This window comes from Nocardioides pacificus, from assembly GCF_054775955.1.
This window is the reverse complement of sequence record NZ_BAAHCI010000011.1, coordinates 548,401-563,036: the sequence shown is the minus strand read 5'-3', so window position 1 is coordinate 563,036 and position 14,636 is coordinate 548,401. Positions and strand designations below refer to the sequence as shown.

At 68.0% G+C, this 14,636-nt stretch carries 13 protein-coding genes; 9 read left to right on the top strand and 4 right to left on the bottom strand.

The window, feature by feature from the left end:
* Positions 1 to 324: 324 nt before the first annotated feature.
* Both ACYU7L_RS16260 and ACYU7L_RS16255 read right to left on the bottom strand, forming a co-directional pair.
* Positions 325 to 792: a DUF4145 domain-containing protein gene (locus ACYU7L_RS16260; RefSeq protein WP_460798691.1), complete on the bottom strand. Its 468-nt coding sequence runs from the start codon at positions 790 to 792 to the stop codon at positions 325 to 327.
* A gap of 393 nt (positions 793 to 1,185) precedes the next feature.
* The gene (locus ACYU7L_RS16255; RefSeq protein ID WP_460798689.1) at positions 1,186 to 1,611 is read right to left on the bottom strand and encodes a very short patch repair endonuclease; all 426 of its coding nucleotides are present in this window, start codon (positions 1,609 to 1,611) and stop codon (positions 1,186 to 1,188) included.
* A gap of 67 nt (positions 1,612 to 1,678) precedes the next feature.
* Between ACYU7L_RS16255 and ACYU7L_RS16250 the strand changes: the two genes are divergently transcribed.
* The gene (locus ACYU7L_RS16250; protein ID WP_460798686.1) at positions 1,679 to 2,881 is read left to right on the top strand and encodes a hypothetical protein; all 1,203 of its coding nucleotides are present in this window, start codon (positions 1,679 to 1,681) and stop codon (positions 2,879 to 2,881) included.
* Positions 2,882 to 2,886: 5 nt separating this feature from the next.
* Here the strand turns inward: ACYU7L_RS16250 and ACYU7L_RS16245 are convergent, their stop codons facing one another.
* Complete coding sequence (locus tag ACYU7L_RS16245; protein ID WP_460798684.1) at positions 2,887 to 4,275, bottom strand: DNA cytosine methyltransferase; 1,389 nt, start codon at positions 4,273 to 4,275, stop codon at positions 2,887 to 2,889.
* 245 nt (positions 4,276 to 4,520) lie between these two features.
* On the opposite strand from ACYU7L_RS16245, the gene ACYU7L_RS16240 reads away from it, so the two are divergent.
* The 6 genes from ACYU7L_RS16240 to ACYU7L_RS16215 all read left to right on the top strand — a co-directional run bounded on the left by ACYU7L_RS16240 (position 4,521) and on the right by ACYU7L_RS16215 (position 11,867).
* Complete coding sequence (locus ACYU7L_RS16240) at positions 4,521 to 5,081, top strand: hypothetical protein (protein WP_460798681.1); 561 nt, start codon at positions 4,521 to 4,523, stop codon at positions 5,079 to 5,081.
* Between the two features lie 296 nt (positions 5,082 to 5,377).
* The gene (locus tag ACYU7L_RS16235; RefSeq protein ID WP_460798677.1) at positions 5,378 to 6,427 is read left to right on the top strand and encodes a putative nucleotidyltransferase substrate binding domain-containing protein; all 1,050 of its coding nucleotides are present in this window, start codon (positions 5,378 to 5,380) and stop codon (positions 6,425 to 6,427) included.
* Positions 6,428 to 6,465: 38 nt separating this feature from the next.
* Positions 6,466 to 6,657, top strand: a complete 192-nt coding sequence (locus ACYU7L_RS16230; RefSeq protein WP_460798675.1) for a hypothetical protein — start codon at positions 6,466 to 6,468, stop codon at positions 6,655 to 6,657.
* Position 6,658: 1 nt separating this feature from the next.
* Entirely contained in the window at positions 6,659 to 9,391 is a 2,733-nt protein-coding gene (locus ACYU7L_RS16225; protein ID WP_460798673.1) for an ATP-binding protein, read from the top strand.
* Entirely contained in the window at positions 9,388 to 9,759 is a 372-nt protein-coding gene (locus ACYU7L_RS16220) for a response regulator transcription factor (protein ID WP_460798671.1), read from the top strand. The genes ACYU7L_RS16225 and ACYU7L_RS16220 overlap by 4 nt, the downstream gene beginning before the upstream one ends.
* The gene (locus tag ACYU7L_RS16215) at positions 9,756 to 11,867 is read left to right on the top strand and encodes a 3'-5' exonuclease (protein ID WP_460798670.1); all 2,112 of its coding nucleotides are present in this window, start codon (positions 9,756 to 9,758) and stop codon (positions 11,865 to 11,867) included. The genes ACYU7L_RS16220 and ACYU7L_RS16215 overlap by 4 nt, the downstream gene beginning before the upstream one ends.
* Positions 11,868 to 11,873: 6 nt before the next feature.
* On the opposite strand, the gene ACYU7L_RS16210 is transcribed toward ACYU7L_RS16215, so the two are convergent.
* On the bottom strand, positions 11,874 to 12,296 hold the full coding sequence (locus tag ACYU7L_RS16210) for a hypothetical protein (protein WP_460798666.1): 423 nt from the start codon (positions 12,294 to 12,296) through the stop codon (positions 11,874 to 11,876).
* Positions 12,297 to 12,553: 257 nt separating this feature from the next.
* On the opposite strand from ACYU7L_RS16210, the gene ACYU7L_RS16205 reads away from it, so the two are divergent.
* Together ACYU7L_RS16205 and ACYU7L_RS16200 are read left to right on the top strand one after the other, a co-directional pair.
* Entirely contained in the window at positions 12,554 to 12,832 is a 279-nt protein-coding gene (locus ACYU7L_RS16205) for a DUF4212 domain-containing protein (RefSeq protein ID WP_460798663.1), read from the top strand.
* A complete protein-coding gene (locus ACYU7L_RS16200) occupies positions 12,829 to 14,559 on the top strand; it encodes a sodium:solute symporter family protein (protein ID WP_460798661.1) in 1,731 nt (576 codons plus the stop codon). The genes ACYU7L_RS16205 and ACYU7L_RS16200 overlap by 4 nt, the downstream gene beginning before the upstream one ends.
* Positions 14,560 to 14,636 lie beyond the last annotated feature (77 nt).

Below are 14,636 nucleotides of genomic sequence, written 5' to 3'. Positions count from 1 at the left end.
CGGACGTGCGTCCCGTGGTGACTCTGGACAATCCCTGTGAGGGGCACCCGGCGTATGAGGCTGACAACTGTCCCGGCTGCGGTACCGCATCGATTCTGTGACTGGCTGACTGCGAGACATGGCGAAGGCAGGAAGCGGCGGGCATGGCGTGGGAGTGACCCGCCCACGCAACGTGCGTGTGGATGACGCGCTCTGGCTGGCTGCGCTTGCCAAGGCGGAGGAGAATGGAGAGAGGGTCTCTGACGTGATCCGGCGCGCCCTCATCGAGTACACCGGCGTGAGGGGCACGACTGGCGTCACAGGACGGCGGGACAGAGCAGGGGGTTAGTGGGACCCGTCTGGCTCCTTGGCGGAAGTCTGGCCCCGTCTCGCCTTGAACGCCTCGTATCGCGCCTGAAACACGTACACGTAGTCGATGATGGCTTCCGTCAGATCGTTGGTGTCCTTGGCGTCTACAGGTGACACGCCATCGTGGACCTCGTGCGCAGCGTGGTTGCCCGCGAGACGTAGTTCGTCGGCCCACTCGTAGAGCCGCTGGTCAATCTCCCCCTGCTCCTGCAACTTTTTCAGAGCCTCGGCCAAGTTCCTGACCTTGACGCCACGATCTACGGCGAGGAGTTCCAGAGCGCGGCGATACATGATGACGCTGGCGGTGTAGGCCTTCGCCGATAGGCAAGCCCTCGCCTCTTCCAGGCATCGCCGGAGCGTGTCAGGGACAGCCGCTCCGAGGTGCCTGGGTTGTCGGGGGTAGACGGGCACCTCGTCGTCGTAGAGGTTCTCCTGGATCTCCATGCTGACTAGCAGACTTGCGTCGGAGCACTGCGAGCACTCAACCAAGCGATACCGATAGTCGGGGCCGTGACCGTAGTCGTCCACGACGTCACGGAAGTAGTGGGTAGCCAGCAACTTGCCCTGCGTGTGAGTGCCGCAGTGACGGCACAAGAAGCGGACACGCTCCACGCCCGTGCCCCAAGGATCGTCTGTCACGTTTTGCCCTTTCACTCGTGCGACAGGGTACCTAGCGGTTGCTCCGAGACGTCCGACATGGCCCCGTGTGCGCTGCCAGTGCTACCGAAGGAGGACCCTGCGACATGGCGCACCCAAGGGCGATGCCTAAGCACGGATCCCGTTGTGAGACGTGGGTGATCATGCTGCCAAGGACGAACCGGGTCAGAGCGTCTTGGATCACGACCCAGCACGCACGGCATTGAAGATGCGAGCAGCAGCCACGCCAGGGGACTCGTGCTCCCACACCCTGACGACAGCCCATCCGGCCTCCGTCAGCGCCCTGTCGTGCTCTCGGTCCCGTTCGACGTTGCGGGCGAGTTTCGGCCTCCAATAGTCAGAGTTCACATTCGGCTGAGTCCCGTGGTCCGGGCAGCAGTGCCAGTAGCATCCATCCACGAAGACAGCCACCTTCGCTCTTGTGAACACGATGTCGGGCCTCGGCTTCACGTTGCCCAGGTCAAGCCGGTAGTCCTTGCGGAAGCGGAGTCCAGTGGCGTGCAGTGCGGACCTCAGTGCCATCTCCGGCTTCGTGCCGGTACGTCGGTTGCCGCGCATCGTCGCTCGCACAGCCGGGCTAGACGCCCAAGACTCGTACCCGCTCATGACATCAAGGCTGCCATCTTCGCGATCTGACTCCGGCGCCCAGGGCGGAACTGGTATCAATACCCGCATGGGTTCCGTCGTCGTTGACCAGATCCGGTTCGATGGGGCCTTGGTTCAGGACGTTGATACCACCCTGAACACGCGCGAGAAGAACGACCTACTACTCGCTGCCTTGCCGGGGGCGACGGTCGAGATGTTCGCCGGAGAGCAGGTGGTGCGCTACCGCGATCAGGTGATCCTCAAGAAGCAGGTCACCTATCTCGGCAGACCGTGGGAGCCGTTCAAGAAGCGCATCCAGATCCCGCGTTACTGGCTGGACGTGGAGCGGGAGGGCCGTGCGGACGGTCTGATCGTCCGTTTCGTCGGGGTCTACAACTACCGAGGCGTGACAATCTTCGTTGACTTCGACCCGAGTACCTACATCCGGCGCAAGGCCAACAACTCGGCCGCGCACGTTTCGACCAACGACCTCTTCCAGGCACAGACCCTTGGGCAGTTCTCGCGCGAAGACCGCAACGGTAACCGACTCACTAGTATCCGCTTCGATGAGTTCGCTGCCTTTCTGGACGCGGGCTACGCGCCAGATCCCCGTGTGCAGGTCTTCGAGCACTTCAACGAGGAGTTCCTCACCGGCGACGAGTTCGCCGCCCTCGACGCCATCGGGGAGATGCACTCCGCGTCATGGCCAGACACGTTCCAAGGGGAGTGGCCCGGTTTCTACCTCGAACACAGGCTGGACTCGTTCCTCCGCAGTTACGACTACACCGATCTGGTCCAGTTTCAGAGGGTCAAGAAGCGCGGCATGTTCGACTACGACCTCCTGCTGCTCCGGAGCGGCATCGTGGAGTTCTACGGCGATCTAAAGTCAACCGACATCACTGTGCGCGAGTCGCCAGGCAACGACGCCGAGGACATCAGGCGGTGCGTGGCCGAGTTCGGGCGGTTCTGGTATGTGCTCTATGAGCACGAGACCCACCACGCGCGCGACCACGGTGACCTAGCCACTGTGAGGTGGAACGAGTGGCGCCGATCGGTCGGCTACGAAGCCAGGAAGGGATACGAGCCGCTCTCATACGCCCGGCGCTTCAAGCAGTCCGTCCGGTACGTATCGATGAAGATACTGGAACTCAACGAGGCGAACTTCGGTGTGGTGCTGGGCGACTTCGCTCAGGGCAGACAGCAGAGCGGTGATGCCCGCGCCCTGAAGGTCATGATCGACAAGCGCAACATCGACAACTTCCTGATCTACTCAGAGTCGGTCGAACGCTGAGGCGCTCAGGGCCTCATCGCCTCCAATACAGCGTCGGGACTTAGCGGCGCCGTCCGGACGGCATCGAAGATGCTTCGACCAGCCCGGGTCCGCTTCAGCACGTCCTCATCGCGCAACACGTGCTCCCGGAGCACATGCCAGACGGCTCCGACGTTCACGCCGTTGCCCATCTGCTTATACGTGGCAGCGTGGCGCTGCTCACCGAAGTCGAACCAGTCGGGCAGACCTTGGAGCCGTGCGGTTTCCCGGGGAGACAGGCGACGCTCTCGCGGTCCGATGATGCTTGTCTGCGTGATCGCAACCAGAGCGGGGAGGTACGTCGAACGCTTGGCGCGGATGCCTGAGGGCCGGAAGTGCATCACGGTGTCCCAGAGCCTCGGCGTGTCCTGTGCCTGCCACTCCAACTTCCGACGTGAGGGCGGGAACGCCGCGGTGTAGATGCCCCACTTCTTCGCCCAGCGATCGATCCACGGACGGTGCAGGGCGTACAGGTCGAAGTTCTTCGCCATGTGTCCCGCCTTCCACTGAGGCAGGTCAGGATCGTCCTCCATCAAGTCGCGGTACTCGGGCACGAAGCCGAACCGCTTCACAACCTTGTCGAACTCGGTCCAGGCGTCGGCCCAGATCGGGAAGCCCGGAGGTCTGCGTCCGTTCGTGGCCTCGTACCACGTCTGCACCCACTCATCCCATGCGTCGATCCACCGACGCTCGGAGTCAGTCAGGTCGCAACCGTCGATGTTGTGGGAGTCGTCCAACAGGTCTTCCAGGTGCCACTCCGCCTTCGGCTCCCAGCCATCGATGCGGTCGCTCGGCAGGGCCACGGGAAGCACCGGCAGGTCAGCGCCCACGCCGGTCGGGTCATGGGTAGCCGTGATGAACACACGCTCGCGGACCTGCGGTCGCCCGCCACGCTCAGGCGGGAGTAGGTGCGGGGAGAAGATCGCAGGGGTCTCCGAGACCCGGTAGCCCTCGTCTCGCAGTGTCTCGATGATGACCTGCCACTCGTGAGCGTGGCGCGGTCCAGCGAGGTTGCGGACGTTCTCCAGGAGAACGACCTTCGGCTTCCGCTTTGTGATGATCTGGAGGATGTTCCAGTAGAGCGTGCCTCGGGTCTCGTCCATGCCCCGCTGAGCCCCGGACTTGCTGAACGGTTGGCAAGGGAAGCCTGCGGCCAGCACTTCGTGAGCCGGGACGTTCATCACGTCCTTGTTGGCGTCCTTGGTGAGGTCACCGAGTGCCTTGTGACCCCAGTTGCGCTCGTAGACAGTCGCTGCGGCCTTGTCGATCTCGACCGCATAGACACACTCGCCTCCGTACGACTTCAACGCAGCGTGGAAGCCACCGACACCGGCGAACAGGTCGACAAAGCGGAACGCCGGTGCGGTATTGGCCATGTCAGGAGGTTATCCCGAGCGCGAGGTGACACGTGCGATCCTTCGCGTGTGTCGTTCGCTCACGTGTTCGAACTCACTCATCGGTCGAACCTTCCGGCGCGCCGCCAAGAGCCCACCCTTGGGCGCTCAGCCACGTGGGACAGGCGTGGATGCTGAGCCCGTTGGGCAGCGGATGAGGTCCGTGTCGGTCGGCTCGGGCCTATCTTCCGAGTGCCGAGGGGTCACACCCCCTACTGTGGCGTCTCGTGAGTGCCATGGAACCAGAGTCTTTCGACAACCTGCACGCACGCGCTTTGACGCTCACGGGTCGCTACGTGGGCATGACAGAACTCTTGGACTGGGTGATCTGTCGGGTTCTGCACTCCAAGTCCCCGGAGTTAGGCCGCGCACTGACGAAGCGCAAGTTGCGACGCGTCCAGGACGAAGAACGCATGCACTACTTCGTTGCCGCGGCTGCTGACGTGGGGTACTCGGGCGACCTGTCCAACGCACTGCGCATCTACGAGCGTTTGAAGCAGGCCCGAAACTTGGTCGCGCACAGCGGCAACATCACGGCCGTCCGTCAGCGAGGCCTGACGCCGCACGTCGCGTTCGTTCTGTACCAAGGAACCAAGCGAGACCTACTTCCAGATCCGTTCTTGCCCAGCACCTTCGAACGTCTCAGCAACGACTGTTCTTGGCTGAGCGAGCACGGTGTCCGGGTCCTGCACGAGTCGGGTCTCGCTGAAGTGGCCGATCTAGGCGGAACACCTCTTGAACCGGGGCGACCAGGACCCCTCCCCGACGATGGAGAACCGCTGGCGTAAGCGGCCGTGCATAGTTATGCACCCTTGCTGGCGATCCTGACACCCGCACTCAACCTCGAAGGTGGACCCCTTGTCCATCGGATACTGCTGGTCGAGCATCATGCCCGCCAGGATGGCGAACGGGTGATCGTCCAGGACGGCGTCGCTCTCCGGCTCGCCGGTGATGTGGAATCCCATGGCGCGAGTATCTCGCACATCCGGAAGCGGACGTCGGCCCGACGGATCCTCCCGCAAACCGCTCCGCGGCAGTACGGTGACCCCACCCAGGGTGGTGGAACCGGCCGAGGCTCGAGGTGGTGCCCGTGCAGCGCGTGGAGCAGCTCCGCGGCCCGATGGAGCTCGTGGAGGCCCTGCACGACCTCGACCGCCTCGACCCCCTCGACGGGTTCGGGCTCGTCCTGCGAGATGCGACCGCGGACCTGCTCGCCGCCGAGGTCGACTCCCTCCAGGTCACGCAGGCGGTCGCCGCCGTGAACGACGCCCTGACGCGGCGCCTGCTGGTCCTGGGCGAGGCGCGACTCGGCCCGCCCCCGTGCACCTACTCCTGGTTGGCCCTCGGGTCGCACGGGCGCGGTGAGCAGGTCCTCTCCAGCGACCAGGACAGCGCCCTCGCCTACGGCGGCCCCCGTCGAGGCGACGCCGATCCGGACGTCTACTTCGCAGTGCTCGCGACGACCGTCGTCGACGGGCTGGCCCGCGCCGGGATCCCCCGGTGCAGCGGCGGCTTCATGGCCACCAGCTGGCGTCGTCCGCTGGACGACTACGCCGCCTTCTTCCACCGCTGGGTGGACAGCGCCCTGCCGGCGGAGCTGTTGCGCGCGGAGGTCTTCCTCGACGTACGCCCGGTGCACGGGGACCTCGACGTCAGCCGGCTGGCCGGCATCCTGGAGGCCGGGCGCGGGCACGGGGCCTTCATGCTCCAGATGGCGCGCGCCGCCGTGGCGTTCCGCCCGCCACTGGTCATCGGCAGGCATGTGCGGACCGCGCACGGCAACCTGGACGTGAAGCGTGGCGGGACCGCCGCGATCGTGCTGCTGGCCCGGCTCTACGCCCTGGCCGCGGGCTCGGCCGCCCGGACGACGTCGCTGCGACTCGAGGCCGCGCGGGAGGCCGGCACGCTGAGCGTCTCCGGCGTGGACAGTCTGCTGGACGCCTACCGGCTGCTCACCGGGCTGCGGCTGCGCCATCAGATCGGCCAGGCCGCCGAGGGGACCACCCCCGACAACCTGGTGCCGCTGGCGGCGCTGTCCGCGACGGAACGGCAGCGTCTGCTCGCCGCGCTGCGCACCGTGCGGCGGATGCAGGCGATCACGGAGCGGCGCTACCAGACGCACACCGTGACCTGAGTGGACCTGAGTGGACCCGACTGATCCGAGGCGGCTGCGTGGACGAGGACCGGACCCCCACCCGACTGGTCGTGCTGGCCGTCGTGGGGTTCGCGCTGTTCAACTACCCGCTCCTGCGCGTGGCCGACGTACCGGTGCTGGTCCTCGGGCTCCCCGTGCTCTGGGTCTACATGTTCGTCGTCTGGACCGTGTTGATCGTGCTGGTCGCGCTCACCACGAGGAAGCGCTGAGATGGTCGACACCTGGGTCGTGATCACGGTCTCCGTGGCCTATCTCGCGCTCCTCTTCGCGATCGCCCACTATGGCGACCGACGAGCCGCCGCTGGCCGCAGCATCATCAGCAACGGCTACTTCTACGCGCTCTCGATCGCGGTCTATGCGACGTCCTGGACCTACTACGGCAGTGTCGGCAGCGCCGCGACGGGCGGGGTCGCCTGGCTGCCGATCTACCTGGGCCCGATGGTCGTGGTGACCCTGTGGTGGGTGGTCCTGCGCAAGATCATCCGGATCTGCAAGCGCGATCGGATCACCTCCCTGGCGGACTTCGTGTCCGCCCGCTACGGCAAGAGCCGGATGCTGGGCGGGCTGGTCACCGTCGTGGCCGTGGTCGGGCTGGTGCCCTACATCGCCCTGCAGCTCAAGGCCATCTCCATGTCGTTCGCCATCGTGCGGGGACCGGGGGCCTCGATCTCCGCGACGTCCGGCGTCCCCCTGGTCGAGGACACCGCTCTGTACGCCGCGGTGGCGCTGGCCGCGTTCACGATCGTGTTCGGCACCCGCCACCTCGACGCGACCGAGCGCCACGAGGGCATGGTGGCCGCGATCGCCTTCGAGTCGCTGGTCAAGCTGGTCGCCTTCCTGGCCGTGGGGGCCTGGGTCACCTGGGGCCTGTTCGACGGCTTCTCCGACATCGTGGCGCAGGCGGCCGAGAGGCCGGATCTGGAGCGCCTGCTCACCCTGAGCTCCACCACCGGCTACGGCGAGTTCTTCTGGCTGATGGTGCTGTCGATGCTGGCGTTCCTGCTGCTGCCCCGCCAATGGCAGGTGACGGTGGTGGAGAACGTCGACGAGAACCATCTGCGGACGGCCAGCTGGCTGTTCCCCGTCTATCTGGTGCTGATCAACCTCTTCGTGCTCCCGATCGCCCTCGGCGGACTCCTCGTCTTCGGCGAGGGCACGGCCGACGCCGACACGTTCGTGCTCGCCCTGCCGATGGCCGACGGGCGCGCGGGGCTGGCCCTCGTCGTGTTCCTGGGCGGGCTCTCCGCCGCGACCGGCATGGTCATCGTCGAGACGATCGCCCTGGCCACCATGGTGTCCAACTCGCTGGTGATGCCTCTGCTGCTGCGTCGGCGCGACCCCCTCCGTGGGCCGCACGACCTCGGGCGGCTGGTGCTGCGGGTGCGTCGCGTCACGATCGTCGCTCTGCTGCTGCTGGGGTTCGTCTACTTCCGGGTGGCCACCGACGCAACCGGGCTGGTCCAGATCGGACTCATCTCCTTCGCGGCCGTCGCGCAGTTCGCGCCGGCCGTCCTGCTGGGGCTCTACTGGAAAGGAGCGACCCGGAACGGCGCCGTGGCAGGGCTGCTCGCCGGTGTCGGCACGTGGGCCTACACGTTGCTGCTGCCGTCCTTCTCGGACAACGGCTGGCTGCCCTCGTCGATCCCCGAGGAGGGGCCGTTCGGACTCCGGCTGCTGGCCCCGCACGCGCTGCTGGGCCTGGACGGCATGGACCCGGTGGGCCACGCGATGTTCTGGAGCATGCTGGCCAACCTCGGCGTGCTCGTCGTCGTCTCCCTCACCGCCCGCCCCGGACCCGTGGAGCGCGTCCAGGCAGCGGTGTTCGTCGACGCCCTGCGCGGGCCGCCGGTCTCCGGACGTGACACCGCGCTGCGCCGTGGCACCGCCACCGTCGGCGCGCTGACGGGACTGCTGGAGCGCTTCGTCGGGCCCGAGGGCGCGCGGCGAGCGCTCACGTCGTACGACGCCGGCGGCACCACCACGGCCCCGTCCTCCCCTGCCGACGCGGCCCTGATCCATCATGTGGAGACGCTGCTGGCCGGCGCGGTCGGTTCGGCGTCCGCCCGCGCCCTGGTCGCGACGGTGACCTCGGAGGAGCCGCTGGGGATCGACGAGGTGATGGAGATCCTCGACGAGGCCTCCCAGGTCCGCGCCTACAGCCGAGCCCTGGAGGGCCGGTCCCGGGAGCTGAGGCGGACCACGGCCGAGCTGCGCGCAGCCAACGAGCAGCTGAGGGAGCTCGACCGCCTCAAGGACGACTTCGTCTCGACGGTGACCCACGAGCTGCGCACCCCGCTGACCTCGATCCGGGCCTTCGCGGAGATCCTCCTGGACAACCCCGACCTCGACACCGACGAGCGGCGGCGGTTCCTGCAGCCGCTCGTCGAGGAGACCGAGCGTCTCACCCGCCTGATCAACCAGGTGCTCGACCTGGCCCGACTGGAGGCGCGCGCCGCCGAGTGGAAGGTCCGACCGGTCGACCTCAGGTCGGTGGTCTCCGCCTCGACGACGAGCACCGAGAAGCTGCGCCGCCAACGCGATGTCCGGCTCGAGGTGGACGTCGCCGACGACCTCCCCCGGGTCTCCGCCGACCACGACCGGGTCGTCCAGGTGATGGTGAACCTGCTCGGCAACGCGGTGAAGTTCGCGGACCCGGAGCAGGGCGAGGTGCACGTCCGGGCGACGCGGGCCGGCGACGAGGTCCGCATCGACGTACAGGACAACGGCCCCGGCGTGCCGGACGACGATCTCGCCGTCATCTTCGACAAGTTCCGGCAGGGTGGGGACACGCACCGCGACCGTCCGGCGGGAACCGGGCTCGGGCTGCCGATCAGCCGCGAGATCATCGACCACCTGGGTGGGAGGCTGTGGGTCGAGCCGAGCACCGGGCGCGGAGCCACCTTCTCGTTCACCCTGCCCGTGGCCAGGACGGAGACCCCATGACGCACCGCATCCTGATCGTCGACGACGAGCCGAACATCGTCATCTCGCTGGAGTTCATCCTCAGGCGCAACGGCTTCGAGACCGCGGTCGCCCGCGACGGGGACGAGGCCCTCGCGGAGGTCGAGCGCTTCCGCCCGCACCTCGTGCTGCTGGATGTCATGATGCCCCGGCGCGACGGCTATGAGGTGGCGCAGACGATCCGGGCCGCGGGATGGCGGGACCTGAAGATCGTCATGCTCACGGCGAAGGGTCGCGACGCCGAGATCGCCAAGGGGCTGGCGGTCGGTGCGGACGCCTACGTCACCAAGCCGTTCTCCACCCGCGAGCTCGTCGAGCAGGTCAAGACACTGCTCGAGGAGGGATCGTGAGCGGGCCCGACCTGCGCCCGGCACCGGTCGCGGTCGCCGTCACCGCCTATGCCGTCCTGGCCGCGGTGGGTGCCATCGCCCTCCTCGGGGCCGACACGGATCCCGTCGCCGTCACCGTGCTGGGCCTGCTGGCGGCGGTCGGTCTCGCGACGGCCCTGCTCCTGCTGCTGCGTCGCCGGCGCGACGTCCTGAGCCGCTTCGCGGAGGACGTCGGCGTCATCGTCGCCGCCAACCCCGCCCATCGGCTCCCCTCCGTCGACTCCGGCCCGCTCGCCGCTGTATCGGCGGCGGTGAACAGACTCGCCGACGAGCGCGAGGTGTCGCTGCGCGCCGCCGAGGCGAGCGCCGAGGATCTGCGCCGCGAGGTCGAGTCCGAGCGCAACCGGCTGGCGGACCTGATGGCTCGACTGGGGGTGGCCGTCATCGCGTGCAACGCGGACGGGCGCATCCTGCTCTACAACGACTCGGCCCGGTCACTGGTGGCGGATCCGGCGCTCCTCGGTCTGGGCCGCACCGTCTTCGGCCTGATCGACCGCGGGCTCATCGCCCACGCCCGCCGTCGGCTCGAGGGTGGGAGCTCCGCCCACAGTGCCACCACCCTGCACCGCGGCCGGATGCTGCGCGTGCACGTCGCTCCCGTCCACGATCAGGCCGAGTCCTCCCTGAGCGGCATGGTCCTCGTGCTCGAGGACCTGACCCAGGAGGCCGGCACCGCCGACGAGCGGCGGCGGGGGCTGCGACGGCTCACCGAGGAGATCCGCGGCTCCCTGGGCAGCATCCGCGCCGCGGCCGAGACCGTCCTGGAGTTCCCCGACCTCGCCGACGCGGAGCGGCGCCGCTTCCTCGAGGTGATCGGCGAGGAGTCCGAGCGGCTCGGCAGGGGCCTGGACCAGGCCGACCTCGACCTGCACCCCCGCGACGATCGCGGGCTCGACGACATCTCCGGCGACGACCTCCTCTCCGTGATCGGCGACCGTCTGGGACGCGCCGGCGTGGCCTGTCGCGACGAGGACGCCCACGACACGGGGCCGGTGTGGCTGCACGCGGATCCGCACGCCCTGGCCGCCGTGCTGGCGTTCGTGGCCGATCGACTGGGCGCGGCCGAGTTGGGTGGGACCGAGCGGGGAGACGTCGAGCTCGCACTCTCTCTGGTCCCGGATCACGTCCGGCTCGACCTGCGGTGGGCGGGAGCCCCGCCCCAGCCGGCCACGCTCGCGGGCTGGCTCGACGAGCCCCTGGGGCAGGAGGGCACGACGACGGGAGGTCAGGTCGTCGAGCGGCACGCGGCGGAGGTCTGGGCCTCCTCGGCAGGGCCCGGCATCGCCCAGCTGAGCCTGCTGCTCCCGCGCTACGGCGACGAGGACGCTCCCCCAGGCACCGCCAGTCGAGTGGCGCCCTCCTCCGAGGGGGTCGACCTGGCGGCCTCTCCCGGCAGCCGACCTGAGTTCTACGACTTCGACCTGTTCACGTCAGTGGGTGCCGAGCAGCAGGCGACGACGTCCCTGGCTGACCTCACCTTCACCGTGCTCGACACCGAGACGACCGGTCTGGACCCTGCGGGAGGAGATCGGATCGTCTCGCTGGGCGCGGTGCGGGTGGTGAACGGCCGGGTCCTGCGTCAGGAGACGTTCGAGCAGCTGGTGAACCCGGGTCGTCGTGTCCCTGCCGCCTCGACCGCCATCCACGGCCTGACCGACGCGATGCTGGTGGACGCTCCACGGATCGAGGAGGCCCTGCCTGAGCTCGTGCGCTTCGCCGAGGACACCGTCCTGGTCGGCCACGACATCGGCTTCGACCTGCGCTTCCTGGAGGCCGCCGCCCGCTCCGCGAGCCTGGAGCTGCCGCAGCCGGCCCTCGACACGCTGCTCCTCGACACGACCCTCTTCCCCGGGCAGGGCGACCACACCCTCGAGGCGATCGCGGAGCGTCTCGGCGTCAGCGTCGTGGGACGCCACACCGCGCTCGGCGACGCACTCGTGACCGCCGACGTCCTGGTCGCGCTGCTGGGCCCCCTGCGGGAGGCCGGAGTCACTTCCCTGGATGACGCTCTGGCCGCGAGCCGACGCGCCTTCCGCACCCGGGCGAGCGGTCAGACACCCGACGCGTGAGGCTGCTCAGACGGTGGGCGAGCCGGCCGGTGACCCCTGAAGCCACAGGGTCCGAGCCACGGTCGCGGCGAGCACGCCGCCGCCGAGGGTGAGCACCAGCCCCGGACCGGGCATCCAACCGTCGAAGCCGACCAGCGACAGCAGGTGCACGATCTGCCACCCACCCAGCCCGACAGCCGCGGCCGCCAGGATCGCCGCGTGCACGGCGGACCAGCGCGGACGAGGGATCATCGCCCCAGCGATGCCGAACACCGCGGCATACATCGTCCACAGCCCAGCACCGCGGACCCCGGTCACCGAGCCCATGCCGGTGTAGATCCACGGCAGCCACGCGCCGAGGAGAACCATCAGGGCGGCGCCGAGCAGACGCTTGCCACCCGTGCCACGTCGGCGGGGCACGGCGGTCCGCACAGTGCTTGAGGTCGTCACGCGGCCCACCATAGACGGCCGCCGCCTCCTTGCCGAGAGCCTGAAGCCGGCGGACGCTGAGCGGCCATCAGCGCGCGACGAGCGGTCAGTGGCCCTCTCGGCGCCGCGAGGACCGACCGTTGGGCGACCGATTCCGACCGCCGATCCCATGAGAGTGACCGCTCACCGATTGCTGTGACCGGGGTCACTCTGTTGCCTTGACGCTCGTTCCGCGGCTCTGGTCTTCTCGTCGAAATCTCAACGATCAGGGAGCCCCCATGGATAAAGACCAGCGCCGGGCCTACTGGCGCCGCAACCTACGGCTCATGGCGATACTGCTGAGCATCTGGGCACTCGTGTCCTTCGGTGCCGGCATCATCTTCGTCGAGCCCTTGAACGAGATCAGCTTCATCGGGTATCCGCTCGGGTTCTGGTTCGCCCAACAGGGCTCGATCATCATCTTCGTGATCCTGATCGCCATCTACGTGTGGCGGATGGACAAGCTCGACGCGGAGTTCGGCGTCGACGAGTTCGAGCAGGAGGTCAACCACCCGTGAGCGACATCCAAGCCTGGACACTCGTCTTCGTCGTCCTGACCTTCAGCCTCTACATCTACATCGCCTACGCGAGCCGGGTCAGCACCACCTCCGGCTTCTATGTCGCCGGTGGCGGGATCCCCGCGCCTGCCAACGGCGCCGCCATCGCCGCAGACTGGATGAGCGCGGCGTCGTTCATCTCCATGGCCGGCATCGTCGCCTTCGCCGGCAACGGCTACGGCGGCTCGGTCTACCTCATGGGATGGACCGGCGGCTACGTCCTGCTGGCCATGCTGCTCGCGCCGTACCTGCGCAAGTTCGGCAAGTACACGATCCCCGACTTCGTCGGTGACCGCTACTCGGAGTCGGCCCGCCTGATCGCCGTCGTCTGTGCCCTGGTCGTGTCGTTCGTCTATGTCGCCGGCCAGATGGCCGGTGTCGGCGTCGTCTTCACCCGCTTCCTCGGTGTCGACCCGACGGTCGGCGTGCTCATCGGCATGGGCATCGTGTTCTTCTACGCCGTGCTCGGCGGGATGAAGGGCATCACCTGGACGCAGGTCGCGCAGTACTCCGTGCTCATCGTCGCCTACCTGATCCCGGTCGTCGCGGTGTCCGCCAAGGTGGCGGACATCCCCCTGCCGCAGATCGGCTTCGGCAAGATCCTCGACGAGCTCAACGCGCTGCAGGCCGACCTGGGCCTCGGCGAGTACACCGGCGCCTTCGCGAGCACCAACATGCTCAACATGGTGCTGATCACGGCCTCGCTGATGTTCGGCACCGCCGGGCTGCCGCACGTGATCGTCCGCTTCTACACCGCCAAGAGCGTGCGCGCGGCGCGGTTCTCCGCCCTCTGGGCGCTCTTCTTCATCTCCCTGCTCTACACGACGGCCCCCGCGGTCGCCGCGTTCAGCAAGCTCCAGATCATCAAGGACGTCGACGGGACGGCCGTCTCCGACGCGCCCTCGTGGTTCACCACCTGGGCCGACGTCGGACTGATCACCCAGGCGGACGGGAGCAAGATCTCGGAGCTGAGCGGGGACACGACGCTCAGGTTCACCGACGTGATGATCAACAACGACATCATCGTGCTGGCCTCGCCGGAGATCGGCGGCCTGCCGGCACCGATCGTGGGACTGGTGGCCGCCGGAGCTCTGGCAGCCGCTCTGTCCACGGCATCGGGCCTGCTGCTGGTCATCTCGTCGTCCGTCGCGAACGACGTCTACTACAAGAAGATCAACCCCCAGGCGACCGAGGCGAAGCAGCTGCTCGTCGGCCGCATCGCCATGGTCGGCGCGATCATCGTGGCCGGCTACCTCGGCATCAACCCGCCCGGCTTCGTCGCCCAGGTCGTGGCCCTCGCCTTCGGGCTCGCCTGTGCCAGCTTCTTCCCGGTGCTGGTCCTGGGCATCTTCTGGAAGAACTGCACCGCGGCGGGAGCCACGGCCGGCATGGTCGCCGGACTGGGCAGCACGGTGGCCTACATGGCCTGGACGATCGACATCTACGGCAACGGCGATGGTGTCTTCGGCATCGCCGAGACCGGCTTCGGGGCGATCGGCATGCTGATCAACTTCGCCGTGATGATCATCGTGTCGCAGTTCACGACCAAGCCGTCGCCCGTGATGCAGGAGCTGGTCGAGGAGATCCGCTACCCCGGCCGCTCCCAGCTGGTGGCTGCCCACGCCGAGGGTCACCTCGAGGACGTGGTGGACCCGGAGACCGGGAGACCTCGCGGCGCCGGTCACTGAGTCGACCTGCTGAACGGGCCGACCTGCTGACGGTCGACCTGCTGAACCAGAGCCCGAGTCCGACGCGATCGCTCGCG

Excerpts from the sequence above, each read along its gene's own strand:
- ACYU7L_RS16260 (WP_460798691.1), bottom strand. The coding sequence starts at position 792 with ATGGAGATCCAGGAGAACCTCTACGACGACGAGGTGCCCGTCTACCCC.
- ACYU7L_RS16255 (WP_460798689.1), bottom strand. The coding sequence starts at position 1,611 with ATGAGCGGGTACGAGTCTTGGGCGTCTAGCCCGGCTGTGCGAGCGACG.
- ACYU7L_RS16250 (WP_460798686.1), top strand. The coding sequence starts at position 1,679 with ATGGGTTCCGTCGTCGTTGACCAGATCCGGTTCGATGGGGCCTTGGTT.
- ACYU7L_RS16245 (WP_460798684.1), bottom strand. The coding sequence starts at position 4,275 with ATGGCCAATACCGCACCGGCGTTCCGCTTTGTCGACCTGTTCGCCGGT.
- ACYU7L_RS16225 (WP_460798673.1), top strand. The coding sequence starts at position 6,659 with ATGGTCGACACCTGGGTCGTGATCACGGTCTCCGTGGCCTATCTCGCG.
- ACYU7L_RS16220 (WP_460798671.1), top strand. The coding sequence starts at position 9,388 with ATGACGCACCGCATCCTGATCGTCGACGACGAGCCGAACATCGTCATC.
- ACYU7L_RS16205 (WP_460798663.1), top strand. The coding sequence starts at position 12,554 with ATGGATAAAGACCAGCGCCGGGCCTACTGGCGCCGCAACCTACGGCTC.